This window comes from Pseudarthrobacter sp. SORGH_AS 212 (assembly GCF_030818145.1).
Taxonomy (GTDB): Bacteria; Actinomycetota; Actinomycetes; order Actinomycetales; family Micrococcaceae; genus Arthrobacter.
The window spans coordinates 2,399,789-2,420,091 of the sequence record NZ_JAUTAA010000001.1; the positions used below are offsets into that span (position 1 = coordinate 2,399,789).

Below are 20,303 nucleotides of genomic sequence, written 5' to 3' on the forward strand. Positions count from 1 at the left end.
GGTCATCTATCTGCCAGGCCCTGCTGCCGCCACCGCTCCATGGTGGCGGCAGCAGCCGTATCCGGGCTGGCAGCGCGGCCTGATCGGGGTGTCAAAAAGCCCTTTCCGCACCTGTTGGCGGGCTGCGTGGCTCGATAAACTGCCACTGCGCCCGCTTGGACGCGGAACTCGAAGGAGAGATGACGCATGAGTGAAAACCGCGCTGATGAGGAACCCCGCAAGGGCGGATCTGCCCCCGGCATGGAAGGCGAGGGCGGGCAGTACATGGACGGCGACTACGGTGAGGCCGGCGCGGTCGAAGTTCCCTCCGAAAACCTTGAGGACGGCCAGTATCCCGACGGCGACTACGGCGACGCCGGCACCAGCGGAAGTGAACGCGGGGAAGAGGCTGTCCGCGAGGGGCTGGCCGACGGGCAGGTCCAGGCCACGGAGGACGAGCGCGGGCCGCTGCACGGGCGTCCGGAGTCCGACCGGTAGGCGGCCCGAGGGCTGATCCGGCCATGACGGCGGCCAGCCGAGCCGGCTGGCCGCCGCCGTTGTGCCCGAGGGCCTAGTGCCCGGCGTCCGAAACCGCTCCGGCCCCGATGCGCTCTGCCGTGTCCGGGGCCTCTCCGGCGGTGCCGTCCGCCGCTTCGCCGGCCTGTCCGGCGTCCTTGCTGCGGGCCCGGCTGATCGCTGCCACGGTTGCCAGCACCGTTACCAGGCCGCCGTAGGCGTAGGTGGTGACCGGCAGTGAGAGGACAGGTGCCAGCAGTCCGGCCAGCACCGCCGGGACACCGAAGGCCGTGTAGGCCACCACGAAGAGCGACGCGAAGGTGCCGGCGCGTTCGTGGTCCTCAACCAGGGGGCTGATGGACCGGATGACGCCCATGAAGGCGGTGCCGAATCCGGCGCCGGCCACCACCACAGCGGCCAGGAACAGGCCGAATGAGCCCAGCCCGATGGCCAGGAGTGAAAGGGCGGTCCCCAGCGCCAGGGCTGTGGTTCCGAAAATGGTGATGGTGCGGGCGCCGAACCGGTGCAGGAGCGCGGCCGCTGCGGCGCCGACGCCTGCCAGGATGGTGATCACCATGCCCTGCCAGAGGTGCTCCCGGATGCCGAACGTTGTGTGGACTATTGCAGCGCCGAGCGAGAGGTACAGTCCGCCCGTCGCCCAGCCGGCAAACACGGCCGGCGCACCGCTGACGAATCCGCTGCGGGCTGCCGGCGGAAGGGTCAGGTGTGGCTTCAGCGATGCTGCCAGGCCAGGCGCGCGGGGCGAGGTTTCCGGTGCGGCCCACACCAGCGCGGCAAAAGCGATGTAGATGACCGACAGTGAGACGAACACCAGGGTCCGCGGCTCTGCCATCAGATCCAGCAGCAGCCCGGACGCAAGAGCTCCCAGCGCCAGGCCACCCAGCGGGGCGACCGTGTTCCAGGCCGCACTCGAGCCAGGGTCGTCTTCAGCTTCGAGATCCGCAATGGCCGCAGAAAGCGTGGTCAGCAGGAGGCCGCTGGCGATGCCCTGCAGGACGCGTGCCACCAGGAGCATTGCCAGCGAGTCCGCAAGGAGGAACGCCGTGACGCTGCCGGCGAGCAGGATGAAAGCGCCGCTGATGACCGGCCTGCGTCCCAGGTGGTCCGAAAGGGATCCGAACACCAGCAGTGCCGCCAGCAGCGCAACGGCATAGACAGCAAAGATTCCCGTGGTGGCCACCGGCAGCAGATGCAACTGCTCCTGCAGGGTGGGGTAGAAGGGGGATGGGGCGCTGGCGCCGGCCATCATTGCCGCCGTGGCAGCAGCGACGAGGACAAAGCCCAGCCGCCGGCGTGCTTCACGGGGCCGGGCTGCGGGGGAGTGCGTCACAACGTGCCACCTTCTGGGTTTTGGGGTTGGTTCGAAAAATATCGAATCAACAGCTTACTGGCACCAACCCCGATGGTTCAACTAAAATCGAACCGTGGCTACGCCGGCGAACCTCCCCCACCCCACCCGCGCGGATCTTGATCTGCCCAGCGTGCTCTTCGCATTGAGCGATCCTGAGCGGCTGGACATCGTGCGCCAGCTCCGCTCCGGCCCCCTCGATATGGCTGACTGCTCGCTCAGGGTTCCGGACATGCCGAAGTCCACAAAATCGCACCTCATGAAGGTCCTGCGCGAGGCCGGGATCATCCGCAACGAGGCCAACGGCCGGGGCCGCCGCCTGACCCTCCGGTCCGAGGATCTGGAAGCCCGCTTCCCCGGCTTGCTGCCCGCCGTCCTCGACGCGCCGGTGCAGTAGGCGCCGTCCGCGGCCTGCGTGCCATTCCGTTGCTGTGGATGCGCAGGCAGCGATCCCCCCGGAAGCCACTCTGCCGAGGCTGGCTGGTGCCCGTTCTCCCACAGCGGAACCAGGCTTTAGCAGCCCGGAATTCCCCGCCATTCCGGGCGCCGGGTGATTGCCGTCGTCGTTGCCTGCATCCGCATGGGACAAGAGTTGAGTGAAGTACGCTCAACTTCAGTTGACATCATGTGGGCCCTGAGTAAAGTTGAGTGCAGAACGCTCAATCATGCGGGCGCCAACCAGTTTCCAAGGAAAGAAGGAAGCAACACATGTCACGTGCAGTAGGTATCGACCTCGGAACCACCAACTCCGTCGTCTCCGTTCTCGAAGGTGGCGAGCCCACCGTTATTGCCAACGCCGAGGGTGGCCGCACCACGCCGTCGGTGGTTGCATTCTCCAAGTCCGGCGAAGTCCTGGTTGGCGAAATCGCCAAGCGCCAGGCCGTCAACAACATCGACCGCACCATCGCCTCCGTCAAGCGCCACATGGGCACTGACTGGAAGGTGGACATCGACGGCAAGAAGTACACCGCGCAGGAAATCTCCGCGCGCACGCTGATGAAGCTGAAGAACGACGCCGAGTCCTACCTGGGCGAAAAGGTCACCGACGCCGTCATCACCGTCCCGGCCTACTTCAACGACGCCGAGCGCCAGGCCACCAAGGAAGCCGGCGAAATCGCCGGCCTGAACGTCCTGCGCATCGTCAACGAGCCCACCGCCGCCGCCCTCGCCTACGGCCTGGACAAGGGCAAGGAAGACGAACTCATCCTGGTCTTCGACCTCGGTGGCGGTACCTTCGACGTCTCCCTGCTCGAAGTGGGCAAGGACGAAGACAACTTCTCCACCATCCAGGTCCGCGCCACTGCCGGTGACAACCGCCTCGGCGGCGACGACTGGGACCAGCGCGTTGTCGATTACCTGCTGAACCAGCTCAAGGTCAAGGGCATCGACCTGTCCAAGGACAAGATCGCCCTGCAGCGCCTCCGCGAAGCCGCTGAGCAGGCCAAGAAGGAACTCTCCTCCTCCTCCAGCACCAACGTCTCCCTCCAGTACCTGTCCGTCACCCCCGACGGCCCGGTCCACCTGGACGAGCAGCTGACCCGTGCCAAGTTCCAGGACCTCACCAAGGACCTGCTCGAGCGCACCAAGAAGCCGTTCCACGACGTGATCAAGGAAGCCGGCATCAAGCTCTCCGACATCAACCACATCGTGCTGGTGGGCGGCTCCACCCGTATGCCCGCCGTCTCCGAGCTGGTCAAGGAACTCGCCGGTGGCAAGGAACCCAACAAGGGCGTGAACCCGGACGAGGTTGTGGCCGTTGGTGCTGCACTCCAGGCCGGCGTGCTGAAGGGTGAGCGCAAGGACGTCCTCCTGATCGACGTCACCCCGCTGTCCCTCGGCATCGAAACCAAGGGCGGCGTCATGACGCACCTGATCGAGCGCAACACCGCCATCCCCACCAAGCGGTCCGAGACCTTCACCACCGCTGACGACAACCAGCCGTCCGTGGCCATCCAGGTCTTCCAGGGCGAACGGGAGTTCACCCGGGACAACAAGCCGCTGGGCACGTTCGAGCTGACCGGCATCGCTCCGGCGCCGCGCGGCGTCCCGCAGGTTGAGGTCACGTTCGACATCGACGCCAACGGCATCGTCCACGTCTCCGCCAAGGACAAGGGCACGGGCAAGGAACAGTCCATGACCATCACCGGCGGCACCGCACTCTCCAAGGAAGACATCGACCGCATGGTCAAGGACGCCGAGGAGCACGCAGCCGAGGACAAGGCCCGCCGCGAGGCAACGGACACCCGCAACTCCGCAGAGCAGCTCGCCTACTCCGTGGACAAGCTGATCGCCGACAACGCCGACAAGCTGCCCGAAGAGGTCAAGACCGAGGTCCAGGCCGACGTCGACGCCCTCAAGAAGGCGCTCGAAGGCACCGACGACGCCGAGGTCAAGACCGCGTTCGAGAAGCTGCAGGCTTCCCAGACCAAGCTCGGCGAAGCCATCTACTCCCAGGCCGGTTCGCCGGACGGTGCCACCGGTGCCGCGGGTGCTGAAGGCGCAGCAGCGGGCGATGGCGCCAAGGCCGACGAAGACATCGTCGACGCCGAGATCATCGACGAAGACGAAGCGAAGAAGTAAGCCATGCCCCATCACGGTAACGAGGAAGAGCACAGCTCACCCGCGAACCACGAGGGTAAGGGCAACAGCCAGGAACCGGTCATCCGGGACAACCGCAAGGTTGACCCGGTGACCGGGCAGGCCCGGCACCCTGAAGGCGAGCAGGCCGGTTCCGCGCAGGATTCCGACGGCGACGCGCTGGCCCAGGCCGAGGAGATCCTCAACGGCGTCGAGGTGCCCGCGGAGGAATCCGTGGCCCAGGGTGTTCCCGCAGGGTCCGCCAACGCTGAGGCGGCCGAGCTGAAGAACGACCTCCTTCGCCTGCAGGCCGAGTACGTCAACTACCGCAAGCGCGTGGAACGCGACCGCGCCGTGGCAGGGGAGATGGCCGTCATCGGCGTCCTGAACTCCCTGCTCCCGGTCCTGGACGACGTCGACGCCGCACGGCAGCACGGCGACCTCACCGATGGCCCCTTCGCCGCGATCGCCGCCAAGCTGGAGAACGCGCTGAAGACCTACGGCCTGGTCCGCATCGACGAAACCGGCGTGGAGTTCGACCCCACGGTCCACGAGGCCCTGATCCAGCAGCCCGGCGAAGACATCGAGGTTGACACCGTCAGCCAGGTGCTCCGCTCCGGCTACAAGTCAGGCGACCGCGTGCTCCGCGCAGCACAGGTCATCGTCGCAGTACCTGCGTAGCATTACCCCGGTGGTTGGGCTTGTCGAAACCCAGGTTTCGGCAAGCCCAGCCACTGACCCGTAACTTTTGAAAGGAAACGCCATTGGCTAGCCAGGATTGGGTGGACAAGGACTTTTACAAGATCCTTGGTGTTGCCAAGGACGCTTCCGATGCCGATATCAAGAAGGCTTACCGGAAGCTGGCACGGCAGTTCCATCCGGACACCAACTCCGGCGATGCTGCTGCCGAAAAGAAGTTCAAGGACGTCTCCGAGGCCTACTCGGTGCTCTCCGATGCCGACGAGCGCCAGCAGTACGATGCCATCCGCGCCATGGGCGGCGGCGCCCGGTTCGCTCCCGGCGGCGGCGGTGCCGCAGGCGGCAACGGCGGGTTCGAGGACCTCTTCGGCGGCCTGTTCACCGGCAATACAGGGCGGCACGCGGGCGGCTTCAACCCGTCCGCCGGCAATATCCCGCCCGAGTTCGCGGACCTGTTCGGCGGCGGATTCGGCGGCTCGCCCGGGTTCCAGCGGACACCCCAGAAGGGCGCGGACCGCACCGCATCCACCAGCATCTCGTTCTCCGGTGCCATCCGCGGCACCACCATCGGCCTGCGCGAACCCAATGGCGAAGTCATCGATGTTCGCGTCCCCGCCGGCATCAAGGACGGCCAGAAGGTCCGTGTGCGCGGCAAGGGCCAGCCCGGCCAGGCCGGCAATGGCGACCTGGTGGTTGCCGTCTCGGTTAAGCCGCACGAGTTCTACACGCGCGACGGCGACAACCTCCGCATCCACGTCCCGGTCACCTTCCCCGAGGCTGCCCTGGGCGGTGACATCGAGGTGCCCACCATCGACGGTGAGAAGGTTCGGGTCCGTGTTCCGGCCGGCACGCCGTCGGGCCGTACCCTGCGGGTGAAGGGCAAAGGTGTGAAGACCTCCAAGGCGACGGGTGACCTCCTGGTGACCATCGACGTCGCGGTTCCCAAGAACCTGAACAAGGAGGCCGAGGCCGCCGTGAAGGCTTTCGCCGAGGCCACGGCCGGCGCTGACGTCCGAGAGGGCCTGGCCGCCAAGGCCCGGCTGTAGCGGAGGAGGTGTGCCGTGGACATCAACGCTGACCAGCCCATCTTCGTGATTTCCGTGGCGGCTGAGCTGGCTGACATGCACCCCCAGACGCTCCGCCAGTACGACCGCCTGGGCATCGTCAAACCCAGCCGTGCCCCCGGGAAATCCCGGCGGTACTCGCAGCGCGACGTCAACATGCTCCGCGAAGTGCAGCGGCTGTCCCAGGAAGGCGTCTCCCTCGAAGGGATCAAACGCATCCTGGAACTCGAAAACCAGGTATCTGCCCTGCAGCGGCGCGTGCTGGAACTGACCGAGGAACTGGGGCGGCGCCCGCAGGCATTCGACTCCCGCATCTTTGCCGCGGGCGCGGCCGGCGACGTCGTGAGCCTGGCCCGCGGCCAGCGCCCCCGTCCCCGGTCGCAGGCCGTGGTGCTGTGGCGGCCCCGCGCCATCGGGCAGTAGCGGCAGCAGCCGGCCGGTGAGTAACCGGCGCCTGGCCGCTTGGCGAAAATAGAGTACCCACTACTCGTGCAGCCCCGCCCAAGGAAACCTTCAATGGAACCACTGCTGTTGCAGCAGTGGTTCCATTCGTTTCTGGGGGTTATTCCATGTTTGGTTCTCTTTTCTTGGCCCGGTCATGAGCCCGGGAATGGAAGCAGTTGCGTCCTTCAGCGCTTCGGTGCCCGGGCAGGCCCTGCTGGCCATCGGGCAAACAGTCGTGGTGGTGTGCGTCTGCTTCGACATGGTCCGGGCAACGTCCGTTCCGCGGTCGCACCGGCGCTACGTGGCCAGCACCGTCTTCCGGACCCTGGCCATCCCGGCGGTCATCGCCGATGCCCTGACGGTCCTGGTGGCCATCGTGGTGTCGTCGTGGATCGATGTGGTGATGGGCATGTTCGTGCTCACCGCCATCATCTTCCGGTTCCACAGCGGCAGGGACGAGGACAACTGGTGGCAGGGCAAAGGCAGGAAGCTCGCCGGTTGGGCCCGCCGCCACCTGTCCGGCCGCACGTCGGTGGCCCCTGCCATGGGGTGAGCCGGAGTCCTCAGCCGTTGATGACCTGCGGGATGCCCAGGGCCTTAAGGCCTTCGGCGCCGAATTCCAGGCCGTATCCTGACTGCTTGGCCCCGCCGAATGGAATCCGCGGATCGACGGCGCCGTGCCGGTTGATCCAAACGGTGCCTGCTTCCAGCCGGGCGGCCACCGCACGGGCGGCCGCGGGGTCGGAGGACCACACCGAGGCGCCCAGGCCGACGTCGAGGGCGTTGGCCATCTCCACAGCTTCGTCGATGGTGCCGTAGCGGATGATCGGCAGTGCGGGGCCGAACTGTTCCTCGGCCACGAGTGGGTTGCCGTTGCCGATGTCCGCCACCAGCGTCGTGGGGTAGAAGTAGCCGGGCTGGCTGGAGTCCGGGTTCCCGCCGAGGAGGACGCGCGCTCCCGAAGCCCTGGCCGACTCCACGAGGTTCGCGACGACGTCGTACTGCGCCTTGTTCTGCAGCGGGCCGAGGACGTTGTTCTCGTCCAGGCCGTTGCCCATCGGCATGGCCTTCGCGACGTCGGTGAGTGCCTCGCAGACGGCGTCGTAGATGGAGTCGTGGACGTAGAGGCGCTTGAGGGCGGCGCAGGTCTGGCCGGTGTTGATGAAGGCGCCCCAGAAGAGGTCCGGGGCGATCGCCCGGGGATCGGTGCCGGGCAGGACGATGCCGGCGTCGTTGCCGCCGAGCTCGAGCGTGAGGCGTTTGACGGTGTCCGCCGACGAGCGGATGATCGCCTTGCCCGTGGCGGTGGACCCGGTGAACATGACCTTGCCAACCGCCCCGTGCGACGCCAGAGCTTCGCCCACGTCCCGGCCTCCGGACACGACTGTCAGCAGCCCTTCGGGAAGTTCTTCGTTGAGCACCTTGGCCAGGGCCAGGACCGAAAGCGGCGTGTACTCGGAAGGCTTGACCACCACGGTGTTGCCCATGCGGAGGGCGGGGGCGATCTGCCAGGTGGTGATCATCATGGGCCAGTTCCACGGCCCGATCGCGCCTACGACGCCGATGGGCCGGTAGTGGAGTTCGGCGCGGGTTTCGCCGTCGTCCACCAAGGTTTCGGGGGCCAGGGGAGTGCCGGCCGCAGCGCGGAGCCAGGCCGCGCAGGCGCCGACCTCGAAGCGGGCGTTGGGCCCGTTGAGGGGCTTGCCCTGCTCGCGGGAGAGCAGTTGGGCGAGCTCCTCGGCTGAGCGTTCGACGGCGTCGGCAGCCTTCAGAAGGATTGCGGACCGGGCGTCGTGGCCCAGGGCAGCCCACGCCGGCTGCGCGGCGGCGGCCGCAGTGATGGCCACTTCCAGGTCCGCCACACTGTGCACCGGTGCCTCGCCCACAGCCGCGCCGGTTGCGGGATCCAGGATGGTCCGGCCGGTGCCGGGGGCGGGTGAGATGGCGGCCAGAAGCGCATCATAGGTTTCCACGGGTACTCCACTTCGAGTAGGCAAGGACGCCAGCCGGCGGCTGGACGGGCTACTTCCCAGTGTGGTTGAGCGCGGGGCGCGCCCCTTGTGTTGTGGCGCAGGACTGTTGACCTTGAGGGAACAGTGGCCAGGCCCGCGACGCGGTGCCATGATGTTGAGGATCAGGTTCACGGCACCGCCCCGCCGGGCAGCAAGGACGTGCGGTCATGCCATATATCAACGGTCTCAGCGATGTGGGAAACGGCGATCTGGCTGCTGCCGGCGGCAAGGCTCTTGGCCTGTCCGGGCTCATCCGCGCCGGGCTGCCGGTTCCGCCGGGATTCGTGCTGGGCACCGATGCCTACGCCGAATTCGTCAACGCCAACGGCTTGGGGGACGGGATCCAGCGCGTGGCCGCGGTGCCCCCGAACGCTGCGCCCGGCGACTATGCGGCTGCCTCCGACAGGATCCGTGCCCTGTTCACGGGCGGCACCCTGCCTGGGGGGATGCGGGACGAACTTGCCGGCGCCTATGGGCTCCTCGGCGGAGCGGACGTCCCGGTGGCGGTCCGCTCATCAGCCACCGCGGAGGACCTGGCCTCGGCCAGCTTCGCCGGGCAGCAGGATACCTACCTGAATATCCGTGGATTCGAGGCCCTCACGAAGGCGGTCATCGACTGCTGGGCCTCGCTCTGGACGGCGCGCGCCATGGCGTACCGGGCCCGCGAAGGCGTCCTGCCCGGCCAGGTGCGGCTCGCCGTCGTGGTCCAGCAGATGGTGGATGCCGAGGCGGCCGGCGTGATGTTCACTGCCAACCCCGCGAACGGCCGGCGCGACCAGGCAGTGATCAGTGCCGCGTGGGGGCTCGGCGAATCGGTGGTCAGCGGGACCGTCAGCACCGATGACGTGGTGGTGGAGGCGGCCACGGGGAAGGTGCTCTCGCGCCAGACGGCCGACAAATCCGTCATGACCGTATACGCGGAGGGCGGGACCCGGGAGCAGCCGGTGGCGGCAGCCCGCCGTCGTGCGCCCGTCCTGGATGACCCCGCCGCTGCCGAACTGGCCGCTTTTGGCAGGCGGATTGCGGAGCACTTCGGGATGCCGCAGGACATCGAATGGGCGCGTGCCGGCGGCAGCTTCTTCATCCTGCAGTCCCGTCCCATCACCGCCCTGCCGGAGCCGGCGGCCGACATCCCGGACACCTGGCCCCTGCCCTACCCGAAGGGCATGTACTTCCGGGCCAGCATCGTGGAGCAGTTGCCGGACCCGCTGACGCCGCTGTTCGCCGACCTCATTGACGGCTCCGTGGCGAGGTCGCTGCAGGCCCTTCTGGCCGGGGCGGTGGGCAAGGGAGCCGTCCGCGAGGGCGACGTCCGGCTGCCCACCGTCAACGGCTATGCGTATTACTACTACCGCAACTCCGGCATGTGGCGGATGATGGCCAAATCGCCGGCAGCCTTCCGCGCCCTGTTCCGCGGCGAGGCGCATATGGGCGTGGCCGGCTGGCGCGGATACTCGCACCCCAAGTATCAGCGGGTGGTTAAGGACTGGGCCGCGAAGCCGCTGCTGGAGCTGTCCGGCGAGGAACTGCTGGCCGGTGCGCAGGCGCTGCTGGACGCCGGGACCGTCTACTACACCGCCGTGCAGTCCATCATTCCGCTCGCAGCCACCAGTGAGCTCTCGTTCCGGGCGTTCTACGACAAGCTGGTCCGGCGGGACGGAGATCCCCCGGCGCAGGCGCTGCTCCTCGGTTTCGACAGCGAGCCCATCCGCGCCGAGAAGTCGCTCTACGACCTTGCCGGCTGGGCACGCAGCGACCCCGGGCTCACATCGGTATTGCTGGAACGGCCGACGGCGGAACTCGCCGGGTGCCAGCGCACCGGTTCGCCGCCGGCAGGGGTGGACGACGTCCTGTGGCAGGAGTGGCGGTTCGCCTTCCAGGAGCATCTGGATCTCTACGGCCACGCCGTCTACAACCTGGACTTCGCCACCCCGGTCCCGGCCGACGACCCCGCCACCCTGCTGGAGACGGTGAAGTTCTACCTGCGCGGCCAGGGCACCGATCCGCATGAGCGCCAACGGCTCCTGACCGGGCGCCGGGAAGAACTGACCCATGATGCCGCGGCCCGGCTGGGACCCCGCCGGCGCGCCGTGTTCTTCCGTCTGCTGCGGTGGGCCCAGGCCACGGCTCCGATCCGGGAGGACGCCCTCGCCGACGTCGGACTCGCCTGGCCGCTGCTGAGGCGGACACTGCTCGAACTCGGGCACCGGCTGGTGGCCGCCTCCGTGATCACTGTCCCGGAGGACGTGTTCTGGCTGCGGTTCCAGGAGCTGCGGAGCGCCGTCGAGTTCGGGCTCGCTGCACCCGGCACGCAGGCGGCCGGTACTGCAGCCGTGGCCATCACCGGAACTGCCCGCCCTGTCCGCGCCGACGCCGTCGAGGAACGGCGGATGCTGTGGCGGGGCCAGGCGAAAGCCGCTGCCCCGCAGATGCTCCCGGAGAGCCGGTGGATGGAGCGGTCTTTCGGCTCATGGATGCCGGCCGGGTCGCAGCACCAGAGCGGGGACGTCATCAAGGGCGTCGGTGCGAGCTCGGGCCGGGTCAGCGCACCCGCCCGCGTGGTGTACGGGCCCCGGGATTTCGGCCAAATGCGGCCGGGGGATGTCCTGGTGGCACGGATTACCACGCCCGCCTGGACATCGCTGTTCGCCATGGCCTCGGCGGTGGTAACCGATGTGGGCGGCCCGCTGAGCCACAGCTCCATCGTTGCCCGCGAATACGGCATCCCGGCCGTCCTCGGCACCGGCGTGGCCACTCAACGCCTCACCACCGGGCAGCAGGTCCTGGTGGACGGGGACGCCGGCACGGTCACTGTCCTGCCGGCAGACCCCGCCGTGGCCGATGCTGCCGCGTCATCAACAAAAAAGTTATTGTGAACAGCTCATAAGCTACACGCGCGTCGGCTGACCTGCGCCGGGCACTCTGCCCTGCCGCGCTGGCCGGTAGCGGGTCAGTAGCTGGCCTGGGTTTCGCCGTCGGGCTTTTGGATGAACTTCGCGGCGAGGGCTTCGGAGCCCCGTGCGAGGAGGGCGACGTCGGCGCCCACCAGGATGAAGTCTGCTCCGTTGTCGAGGTAGTGCTGTGCGGTGTCCGGGTTGAAGGCGTTGACACCCGCAGGCTTCCCGGCAGCCTTTGCCGCGGCGAGGCAGTGCTCGACGGCGGCACGCACCTCGGGGTGTTCCTGCTGTCCCAGCAGGCCCATGGAGGCCGCGAGGTCGGAGGGGCCGATGAAGACCGCGTCGACACCGTCCACCTTCAGGATGTCTTCGACTGCTTCGACTGCGGCGGTGGATTCGATCTGGACGGTAACGCTGATGGTGCCGTTGGCCCGGGCGAGGTAGTCCGGGACCCGGTTCCACCGTGCGGCCCGGGCCAGCGCCGAGCCGACGCCGCGGACGCCCTGCGGCGGGTAGCGGGTGGCGGCCACCGCGGCTTCGGCCTCGGCGACCGAGTTGACCATGGGGATCAGCAGGTTCTGCACGCCGAGGTCCAGGTACTGCTTGATCACCACGGTGTCGTTGACCGGTGGCCGGACCAGCGTCTGAACCGGGTAGCCGTGGATGGCCTGGAGCTGGGCGAGGATGGATTCGAGCCCGTTGGGGCTGTGCTCGGCGTCCACCAGGAGCCAGTCCAGGCCGGATCCGGCGCAGAGCTCGGCGATCAGCGGGCTGCCGGAGCACACCCACATCCCGACGAGCGGGCGGCCTGCGTCGCGTTGTTGTGCGGCCAGGGCATCGCGGAAGGTGTGGTCTATTCGAAGCGGCACGTCACACTCCCCAGGGGTCCGTAGTCGGCGTGGACGGTGTCGCCCTTGTAGGCCCAGAGAGGGCGGGTGAAGGAACCGGCCAGGATGATGTCGCCGGCCTTCAGGGAGTCGCCGTGGGAAGCGATCTTGTTGACGAGCCAGTGGACGCCGTTGGCGGGGTGGTCCAGGACACCGGCGGCCACGCCGGTTTCCTCCACGGTCTGGTTCTTGTAGAGGATGGCGGAGACCCAGCGGAGGTCTACGGCGTCGGGCTTCACGGGGCGGCCGCCGATTACCATGGCGCCCATGGCGGCGTTGTCCGAGATGGTGTCCACGATGGTCCGGCCCTCCATTTCGATCCTGGAGTCCAGGATCTCGAGGGCCGGCACCACGTAGTCAGTGGCCTTCAGGACATCGAAAATGGTGCAGCCGGGGCCCTTGAGCCCGTCCTTCAGCACGAAGGCCAGCTCCACCTCCACGCGCGGGTGGGTGTACCGGTCCCACTGGACGGAGCAGCCGGTTTCCAGCACCATGTCATCGAAGATGGCGCCGTAGTCCGGTTCGGTGATGCCGGTGGCGTCCTGCATGGCCTTGGACGTGAGGCCGATCTTCCGGCCCACCAGGGTCCGGCCGGCTTCCTCGTTGCGGCGCCGCCACAACTGCTGGACGGCGTAGGAGTCCTCCACCGTCATGTCCGGGTAGCGGGCCGTCAGGCGGGGGACGGGGGTGCGGGTCCGGGCGGCTTCCAGCAGCTCATCCGCGATGGCTTCGATCGTCTTCGGCTCCAGCATCGGTCAGACCTGCGCTCCCAGCTTGAAACCCTGCGCTTCCCCGGCAGGCCCGGCGTCACCGTCCGCTTTGCGGGTGTAGGAGAAGCCGTCGGCGCCCACGGTGACCGCCATCTCGGATTTTTCCTCACGTTCGATGACGGGCTGCGGGTTGCCGTCGAGGTCCAGGACCAGGGAAGCTTCGGTGTACCAGGAGGGGACCACGGGGTTGCCCCACCAGTCGCGGCGCTGGTTGTCGTGGACGTCCCAGGTGATGGTGGGGTTGTCGGGGTCGCCGGTGTAGTAGTCCTGGGTGTAGATCTCGATACGGTGGCCGTCCGGGTCCAGAATGTAGAGGTAGAACGCGTTGGACACGCCGTGCCGTCCGGGACCGCGTTCAATCCTGTCGCTGATGCGCAGGGCGCCCATCTTGTCGCAGATCTGGATGATGTTGTGCTTCTCGTGCGTGGCAAAGGCGACGTGGTGCATGCGCGGGCCATTGCCGCCGGTGAGGGCCGTGTCGTGGACCGTCTGCTTGCGGTGCATCCACGCGGCGTACGTGACGCCGTCCGAATCCTTGATGTCTTCCGAGACGCGGAAGCCGAGGTCCTCGAGGTACTTGCGGCCCTTGGGGACGTCCGGGGTGACCTGGTTGAAGTGGTCCAGGCGGACCAGCTCGCCGGCGGAGTAGAGGTCGTAGCGCTGGGTGAGGCGTTCCACGTGCTCGGTCTCGTAGAAGAACTCATAGGGGAAGCCCAGCGGGTCCTCAACGCGGACGGAGTCGCCGATGCCCTTGGTAAAGCCGTCCTTGCGGCGCTCCACGCGGCAGCCGAGTTCGCGGTAGTAGGCTTCGGCGGCGTCCACTTCGGCGGGCGACTTCACCCGGTAGGCGAATGCTGCGACGGCGGCGATGGGGCCTTGGCGGAGGACCAGGTTGTGGTGGATGAACTCCTCCAAGGAGCGCAGGTAGATGTTGTTCCCATCTTCCTCGGTGACGTGCAGGCCCAGGACGTCCACGTAGAACGCGCGGGACCTGGCGAGGTCGGTGACCACGATTTCCATGTAGGCGCAGCGGACGATGTCCGGGGCCGGGACGCTGGGAGTGGGGACGAAGTTGGTCATGGGATTCTCTCTTCTTTGAAAGGTGGGTTCTTTCCCAACTGGGTAGCAGCAGATGTCGTTTTGGGGGCTCATAACGACAACAACTGCGAGTCAGTTGGGCGGGGTGGTGCTTAGGCGCCGAATTTGGGGGTGTGGACGGTGCCGAGGGTGATGTGCACGGCCTGCTGGTCGGTGTAGAAGTCGATGGAGCGGTAGCCGCCCTCGTGGCCCAGGCCCGAGGCCTTGACGCCGCCGAACGGGGTGCGGAGGTCCCGGACGTTGTGGCTGTTCAGCCACACCATGCCGGCTTCGACGTTCTGGGAGAAATTGTGGGCCCGGGTCAGGTTTTGGGTCCAGATATAGGCCGCCAGGCCGTACTTGGTGTTGTTCGCGAGGGCGAGGGCTTCGTCGTCATTCTCGAACGGGGTGATGGCCACAACGGGTCCGAAGATTTCCTCCTGGAAGATCCGCGCGTCGGGGGCGACGTCGGCAAACACCGTGGGTGCGATGTAGTTGCCGTCAGGGAGGTGGTCCGGGCGGCCGCCGCCGGCCAGGAGCCGGCCTTCGGACTTGCCGATCTCCACGTAGGAAGCGACTTTCTCGTAGTGCTCGGGGTGGACCAGGGCGCCCACCTGGGTCTTGGGGTCGTGGGGGTCGCCCACCACGATGTTCCTGGCCCGGGCGGCGTACTTCTCACAGAAGTCGTCGTAGATGGCGCGTTCCACGAGGATGCGGGAGCCGGCGGTGCAGCGCTCGCCGTTGAGGGAGAAGACGCCGAACAGGGCCGAGTCGATGGCGGCGTCCAGGTCCGCGTCGGCGAACACGACGCACGGGGACTTGCCGCCGAGTTCCATGGACAGGCCCTTGAGGTTGGTGGCGGCGTTGCGGAAGATGGTCTGGCCGGTGGTGGTCTCGCCGGTGAAGGAAATCAGCGGAACGTCCGGGTGCTTGACCAGGGCGTCGCCCGCTTCCTCGCCCAGGCCGTTGACCAGGTTGAACACACCGTCCGGGAGGCCGGCGTCCTTGAAGATGGTGGCCCAAAGGGATGCGGACAACGGCGTGAACTCGGCTGGCTTGAGGACCACGGTGTTGCCGGTAGCCAGGGCAGGGGCGAGCTTCCAGGACTCGAGCATGAAGGGGGTGTTCCACGGGGTGATCAGGCCGGCGACGCCGATCGGCTTGCGGTTCACGTAGTTGATCTGCGAGCCGGGGACCTTCATGGCGTCGTCGAACTGGGCCACGATCAGGTCCGCGAAGAAGCGGAAGTTCTCGGCCGCGCGAAGTGCCTGGCCTTTGGCCTGGGTGATGGGCAGGCCGGTGTCGAAGGTTTCGAGTTCGGCGAGGCGCCCCTCCTGCGTCTCCACGGCGTCAGCGATCCGGTTCAGGATCCTGGCGCGTTCGCGCGGCTTCATCCTGGGCCAGGGGCCATTTACGAACGCTTCGCGGGCGGCGGCGACGGCGAGGTCGATGTCTTCCTTCTGGCCGGCCGCGGCGGTGGCGTAGTTCGTGTTGGACACCGGGTCCAGGACGTCGAAGGTCTTGCCGCCAACGGAGTCAACGAACTGGCCGTTGATGTAGTGCTGGATGTGGGTGGGCAGGTCCTCGGGAATGTAGTGCTTGGCAGTTTCTGTTGAGGTCGTCATCGTTGAAGTCCTTTACTGGTGCTGAGCTTGCTAACGGGTTTGGGCGAGGTAAGCGTCCAACGTGGCGGTGCGGTGCTGGCGTGCTGCTTTTTCGATCGTGTCGGCGTCTGCTCCGTTTTCGATGAGCGTCAGCAGGTTTTCGTGTTCCTCGACGGAGCCCAGGGCGCGGCCGGGGACGAAGCGGAAGGTGGAGGACCGCAGCGCCGCGAGCCGGTTCCAGCCGCGGTGGACCAGGTCCAGGATGTGCGGGTTGGGACAGTGCTCAAACAGTACGGAGTGGAAATCCTGGTTGAGCCTGGTGAACCGGACGGGGTCGAAGTGGCCCAGACAGTCACGCATCTCCTCGTTGATGGCGCGCGCGCGGGCGATGGCCGGCCCGTCGATCAACGGTGCGGACAGCGCGGTGGCTGCCCCTTCCACGATGCTGAGGGTCTGCATGGTGTAGAGGTACTCGGTGGGGTCGATGCCTGCCACGGTGGCGCCGACGTTGCGTTCGAAGGTCACCAGCCCCTCGGCCTCGAGCCGGCGGATGGCTTCACGGACAGGGACCACGCTGACGCCGAGGTCCTTGGCGATGATGCTCAGGACCAGCCGGTAGCCAGGGGTGAAGGTGCCCTCCACGATGCGGGCCTTGACGGCCTGGTAGGCCTGCTCGGACTTGCTGCCGGCGGAGGCGTCGGAAAGCTCCGGCACGCCAGTCACTGCTGTCTCAGTCATCGGCGTTGCCTTCCTTGCCTTCCCACTCCACGTACCTGGCCTGCCATTCGGCGTTCATCGGATAGAGGCCGTCCACGCTGTTGCCCTGCTTGACCATCTCGAAGATGAACGTTTCTTCCCGTTCCTGCCGGATGCAGTCGTCCGCGAGTTCTTCGGCGATGGCCGGTGGGATCACCAGGATGCCGTCGGAGTCAGCCACGATGATGTCGCCGGGCTGCACGGTGGCACCGCCGCAGGCGATGGTGATGTCCGTGTCCCACGGGATGTGGCGGCGGCCCAGCACGGCGGGATGCGGGTTGGCGAAGTACGTGGGCATCTCCAGGCCGGCAACGGCGGTGAAGTCGCGGACGCCGCCGTCGGTGATGATGGCGGCGGCGCCCCGGACCTGGGCGCGGAGGGCCAGGATGTCGCCTACGGTTCCGGTGCCTTTCTCGCCGCGGGCTTCCATGACCAGGATTTCGCCGTCGTTGACGGAGTCGATGGCCTTCTTCTGGGCGTTGAACCCGCCGCCGTGGGTCTTGAAGAGGTCTTCGCGGTTGGGGACGTAGCGGAGGGTCCGGGCCAGGCCCACCACCTTGCGGTCCGGGCGGGTGGCCTGCAGCCCGTCGATGCTGACGTTGTTCAGCCCGCGTTTGCGCAGCTGCGAGGACAGGGTGGCCGTTGCCACGGACCCGAGCTTGGCTTTCAGTTCGGGGGAGAGGGCAGGCCCGACGGCGGCCCCCGCCTCGGGTGCCTCGCCAACGCCCGCCAGGCCGGCGGCCTCGCGGGAACCGTAGGCTTCCTCCCGCTGCAGGTCGTCAGCCTTGGGCCGGGCACCAAAGTCCGCGAACGCCGTCGTGCCTTGTTCAACTGTGGTGGCCAGGCGTCCCGTGGTGAGGGCGCCGTCAATGGTGCCCACCTCAACCTCCAGGACGTCACCGGGCGTGGCCACGGAGGCGCCGGCCGGGGTGCCGGTGAGGATGATGTCCCCCTCCTCGAGGGTGAGCAGCTGGGACAGGTCCGCGACGAGGCGGGCGAACGGGAAGAGCAGGTCTTCGGTGGTGTCGTCCTGGACCAGGTGGCCGTTGTGCCAGGTGCGGATGCGCAGCTTGGCGGGGTCGACGGCGTCTGCCGGGATCAGTGACGGGCCCACGGGAGTGAAGCCGTCCCCGCCCTTGGAGCGCAGGTTGGAGCCCTTGTCCGCGTACCGGAGGTCGTAGACGCCGAGGTCGTTGCTGGCGGTGACGGCGGCGACGTGGTTCCAGGCGTCCTCAAGGCTGACGCGGCGGGCGGCCTTCCCGATGACCAAAGCGATCTCGCCCTCGTAGCCGAGCAGTTCGCAACCGGCCGGGCGCTCCACTGTTCCGCCGCCCAGGGAAAGCGAGCTGGTGGGCTTGAGGAAGTACGACGGCTGCTCCGGGGTGCGGCCCCGCTGGGCGGCCCGGCTGGGGTAGTTGATGTGCACCGCGATCACCTTGCGGGTTGCTGCCAGGGTGTCGCCGTTGACCTGCTCCAAGACCTTCTCCTCATCAGGTACGAAATCGTATACGATCACTATTCTCCATCCTGCAGCCCGCCGTCAACCCCTGAATTTCCGGGCATCACCACAGCGTTCCGGGAACTACTTGTAGCCTCCGTCACAGGCGGCGTACAGTGGAAGCCAGCTCTGACGTTTCTATTATCGAATGTAGTGTTCTCATATAGAACGCATTCGCAGGCTTTGGTCCACGAGATGACGCAGCGGTCATCCGCCCACAACGAAGTGAGGTAACCCGTGCAGTTCCACCACCACGGCTATGTATCCGGCGACCCGCGTGTCCAGCCCGCAGCCGGGGTCGGCCTCAACCGGCCCGAGGACCTTCCGGGCGAGGTGGACGTGCTGATCGTCGGCACCGGTCCCGCCGGGATGCTGGCCGCGGCGCAGCTGTCCCGGTTTCCCAACATCACCACCCGTATCGTGGAGCGCCGCCCCGGCAGGCTTGCCATCGGCCAGGCAGACGGTATCCAGGCCCGCAGTGTCGAAACATTCCAGGCCTTCGGCTTCGCGGAACGGATCATCGCCGAGGCCTACCGGATTACCGAGATGGCGTTCTGGAAGCCGGACCCGGCCCACCACGCGAACATTGCCCGCGCCGCCCGCGCCGTCGACGACGAAATGGGCATCAGCGAATTCCCGCACCTGATCGTGAACCAGGCCCGCGTCCTGGACTACTTCGCCGAGTACATGGCCAACGCGCCCACCCGCATGAAGCCCGACTACGGCTACGACTTCGTGGGACTTGAGGTGGCCCGTGGCGGCGACTACCCGGTTGCCGTCACGCTCCGGCACACCGCCGGCCCGGACGAGGGCAAGGACCGGGTGGTCCGCGCCAAGTACGTGGTGGGGGCCGACGGCGCCCGCAGCAAAGTGCGCCAGGCGATCGGCTGCACCATGGCCGGGGACCAGGCCAACCACGCCTGGGGTGTCATGGACGTGCTCGCCGTGACGGACTTCCCGGACATCCGCACAAAATGTGCCATCCAGGCCGCCGAGGGCAGCATCCTGCTGATCCCGCGCGAAGGCGGCCACCTGTTCCGCATGTACGTGGACCTGGGGGAAGTGGACCCCGCCACGCATCACGAGGTCCGCAGCACCAGCATCGAGCAGATCATCGCCAAGGCCAACGCAATCCTCCACCCCTACACGCTGGATGTGCGGAATGTTGCCTGGCACAGCGTGTACGAGGTGGGCCACCGGCTCACGGACAGGTTCGACGACGTCCTGCCGGAGGAGCGCGGCACCCGCACCCCGAGGGTGTTCATCACCGGCGACGCCTGCCACACGCACAGCGCCAAAGCGGGCCAGGGCATGAACGTCTCCATGCAGGACGGCTTCAACATCGCCTGGAAGCTCGGCCACGTCCTTGAAGGCCGCAGCCCGGAAAGCCTGCTCAGCACTTACTCCGAAGAACGCCAGGTGGTGGCCAGGAACCTCATTGACTTCGACAAGGAATGGTCCACCATGATGGCCAAGAAGCCGGAGGAGTTCGACAACCCGTCAGACCTTGAAGACTTCTATGTCCGCACGGCCGAGTTCCCGGCCGGGTTCATGACCCAGTACACGCCGTCCGTGGTGACGGGCTCCGCCAATCACCAGGAGCTGGCCGGCGGATTCCCCGTGGGCAAGCGCTTCAAGTCCGCCCCCGTGGTCCGGGTGGGCGACACCAACCCCCTGCACCTGGGGCACCACGCCACCGCTGACGGCCGCTGGCGGATCTACGTTTTCGCCGACGCCGCCCTGCCCGGTACCGGCTCAGCCGCGGACAAGCTCGCAGCGTGGTTCGCGGCCTCGCCGCAATCACCGCTGGCCGCAACGCCGCCGGACGCCGACCCGGATGCGTGGTTCGACCTGAAAGTCATCTACCAGCAGCCGCACACCGCCGTCGACATCGGTGCCGTGCCCGCGGTCTTCAAGCCGCAGGTGGGCCCGTTCAGGCTCACCGACTATGAGAAGGTCTACGCCACCGATCCTGCTGCGGACATCTTCGAGCTTCGCGGCATCGACCGCAGCGGCGCTGTGGTGGTGGTCCGCCCGGACCAGTACGTCGCGAATGTCCTGCCGCTCGGTGCGGTGGATGAGCTCGCCGAGTTCTTCGCTCCCCTCCTGGCGGCGGGCCAGCGCGCAGAGGTCTAAGGCAAGGCAACCGGTTGC

Annotated in this window: 17 protein-coding genes; 9 read left to right on the top strand and 8 right to left on the bottom strand. The window is 67.4% G+C overall.

From position 1 onward, the window contains the following. The first annotated feature begins 186 nt into the window (after positions 1-186). Positions 187-477, top strand: a complete 291-nt coding sequence (locus QE394_RS10965) for a hypothetical protein (protein WP_056081371.1) — start codon at positions 187-189, stop codon at positions 475-477. Positions 478-550: 73 nt separating this feature from the next. On the opposite strand, the gene QE394_RS10970 is transcribed toward QE394_RS10965, so the two are convergent. Further along, the gene (locus tag QE394_RS10970; protein ID WP_349034495.1) at positions 551-1,846 is read right to left on the bottom strand and encodes an MFS transporter; all 1,296 of its coding nucleotides are present in this window, start codon (positions 1,844-1,846) and stop codon (positions 551-553) included. A gap of 94 nt (positions 1,847-1,940) precedes the next feature. Here QE394_RS10970 and QE394_RS10975 point away from each other — a divergent pair, with 94 nt between their 5' ends. The 6 genes from QE394_RS10975 (at position 1,941) to QE394_RS11000 (ending at position 7,201) form a co-directional block, all read left to right on the top strand. After that, positions 1,941-2,261: an ArsR family transcriptional regulator gene (locus tag QE394_RS10975; protein ID WP_056081366.1), complete on the top strand. Its 321-nt coding sequence runs from the start codon at positions 1,941-1,943 to the stop codon at positions 2,259-2,261. 311 nt (positions 2,262-2,572) lie between these two features. Next, complete coding sequence (gene dnaK / locus QE394_RS10980) at positions 2,573-4,444, top strand: molecular chaperone DnaK (protein ID WP_056081363.1); 1,872 nt, start codon at positions 2,573-2,575, stop codon at positions 4,442-4,444. Between the two features lie 3 nt (positions 4,445-4,447). Then, positions 4,448-5,122 (top strand): nucleotide exchange factor GrpE, encoded by a 675-nt coding sequence (locus QE394_RS10985; RefSeq protein WP_056081358.1) that lies wholly within the window; start codon positions 4,448-4,450, stop codon positions 5,120-5,122. 83 nt (positions 5,123-5,205) lie between these two features. Next, positions 5,206-6,186: a DnaJ C-terminal domain-containing protein gene (locus QE394_RS10990; RefSeq protein ID WP_200937825.1), complete on the top strand. Its 981-nt coding sequence runs from the start codon at positions 5,206-5,208 to the stop codon at positions 6,184-6,186. Positions 6,187-6,201: 15 nt separating this feature from the next. Then, positions 6,202-6,627 (top strand): helix-turn-helix transcriptional regulator, encoded by a 426-nt coding sequence (locus tag QE394_RS10995; RefSeq protein WP_056081345.1) that lies wholly within the window; start codon positions 6,202-6,204, stop codon positions 6,625-6,627. A 187-nt stretch (positions 6,628-6,814) separates the two neighbouring features. After that, positions 6,815-7,201, top strand: a complete 387-nt coding sequence (locus QE394_RS11000) for a hypothetical protein (protein WP_349035401.1) — start codon at positions 6,815-6,817, stop codon at positions 7,199-7,201. A gap of 10 nt (positions 7,202-7,211) precedes the next feature. On the opposite strand, the gene QE394_RS11005 is transcribed toward QE394_RS11000, so the two are convergent. Continuing rightward, positions 7,212-8,621: an aldehyde dehydrogenase family protein gene (locus tag QE394_RS11005; protein WP_349034496.1), complete on the bottom strand. Its 1,410-nt coding sequence runs from the start codon at positions 8,619-8,621 to the stop codon at positions 7,212-7,214. A 206-nt stretch (positions 8,622-8,827) separates the two neighbouring features. Between QE394_RS11005 and QE394_RS11010 the strand changes: the two genes are divergently transcribed. Continuing rightward, positions 8,828-11,536 (top strand): PEP/pyruvate-binding domain-containing protein, encoded by a 2,709-nt coding sequence (locus tag QE394_RS11010; RefSeq protein ID WP_349034497.1) that lies wholly within the window; start codon positions 8,828-8,830, stop codon positions 11,534-11,536. 74 nt (positions 11,537-11,610) lie between these two features. Here the strand turns inward: QE394_RS11010 and QE394_RS11015 are convergent, their stop codons facing one another. The 6 genes from QE394_RS11015 to QE394_RS11040 all read right to left on the bottom strand — a co-directional run bounded on the left by QE394_RS11015 (position 11,611) and on the right by QE394_RS11040 (position 18,128). Beyond that, positions 11,611-12,426, bottom strand: a complete 816-nt coding sequence (locus QE394_RS11015; protein WP_349034498.1) for an HpcH/HpaI aldolase/citrate lyase family protein — start codon at positions 12,424-12,426, stop codon at positions 11,611-11,613. Then, on the bottom strand, positions 12,411-13,196 hold the full coding sequence (gene hpaH, locus QE394_RS11020) for a 2-oxo-hept-4-ene-1,7-dioate hydratase (protein WP_056081328.1): 786 nt from the start codon (positions 13,194-13,196) through the stop codon (positions 12,411-12,413). Before hpaH ends, QE394_RS11015 begins: the two co-directional genes overlap by 16 nt. Positions 13,197-13,199: 3 nt before the next feature. After that, entirely contained in the window at positions 13,200-14,294 is a 1,095-nt protein-coding gene (gene hpaD, locus QE394_RS11025; RefSeq protein ID WP_349034499.1) for a 3,4-dihydroxyphenylacetate 2,3-dioxygenase, read from the bottom strand. 110 nt (positions 14,295-14,404) lie between these two features. Beyond that, positions 14,405-15,916 carry a 5-carboxymethyl-2-hydroxymuconate semialdehyde dehydrogenase gene (hpaE, locus tag QE394_RS11030; RefSeq protein WP_349034500.1) on the bottom strand — a complete coding sequence of 504 codons (1,512 nt, stop codon included), beginning with the start codon at positions 15,914-15,916 and terminating at the stop codon, positions 14,405-14,407. A 30-nt stretch (positions 15,917-15,946) separates the two neighbouring features. Further along, a complete protein-coding gene (locus QE394_RS11035) occupies positions 15,947-16,633 on the bottom strand; it encodes a GntR family transcriptional regulator (RefSeq protein WP_056081318.1) in 687 nt (228 codons plus the stop codon). Then, complete coding sequence (locus QE394_RS11040; RefSeq protein ID WP_261619856.1) at positions 16,626-18,128, bottom strand: fumarylacetoacetate hydrolase family protein; 1,503 nt, start codon at positions 18,126-18,128, stop codon at positions 16,626-16,628. Before QE394_RS11040 ends, QE394_RS11035 begins: the two co-directional genes overlap by 8 nt. A gap of 258 nt (positions 18,129-18,386) precedes the next feature. Here QE394_RS11040 and QE394_RS11045 point away from each other — a divergent pair, with 258 nt between their 5' ends. Further along, positions 18,387-20,285, top strand: coding sequence for an FAD-binding monooxygenase (locus QE394_RS11045; RefSeq protein ID WP_349034501.1), 1,899 nt, complete (start codon positions 18,387-18,389; stop codon positions 20,283-20,285). Positions 20,286-20,303: the final 18 nt, after the last annotated feature.

Bases quoted from the DNA above. Each gene is read 5' to 3' on its own strand.
- QE394_RS10965 (WP_056081371.1), top strand. From the start codon at position 187: ATGAGTGAAAACCGCGCTGATGAGGAACCCCGCAAGGGCGGATCTGCC.
- dnaK (WP_056081363.1), top strand. From the start codon at position 2,573: ATGTCACGTGCAGTAGGTATCGACCTCGGAACCACCAACTCCGTCGTC.
- QE394_RS10985 (WP_056081358.1), top strand. From the start codon at position 4,448: ATGCCCCATCACGGTAACGAGGAAGAGCACAGCTCACCCGCGAACCAC.
- QE394_RS11000 (WP_349035401.1), top strand. From the start codon at position 6,815: ATGGAAGCAGTTGCGTCCTTCAGCGCTTCGGTGCCCGGGCAGGCCCTG.
- QE394_RS11010 (WP_349034497.1), top strand. From the start codon at position 8,828: ATGCCATATATCAACGGTCTCAGCGATGTGGGAAACGGCGATCTGGCT.
- hpaH (WP_056081328.1), bottom strand. From the start codon at position 13,196: ATGCTGGAGCCGAAGACGATCGAAGCCATCGCGGATGAGCTGCTGGAA.
- hpaD (WP_349034499.1), bottom strand. From the start codon at position 14,294: ATGACCAACTTCGTCCCCACTCCCAGCGTCCCGGCCCCGGACATCGTC.
- hpaE (WP_349034500.1), bottom strand. From the start codon at position 15,916: ATGACGACCTCAACAGAAACTGCCAAGCACTACATTCCCGAGGACCTG.
- QE394_RS11035 (WP_056081318.1), bottom strand. From the start codon at position 16,633: ATGACTGAGACAGCAGTGACTGGCGTGCCGGAGCTTTCCGACGCCTCC.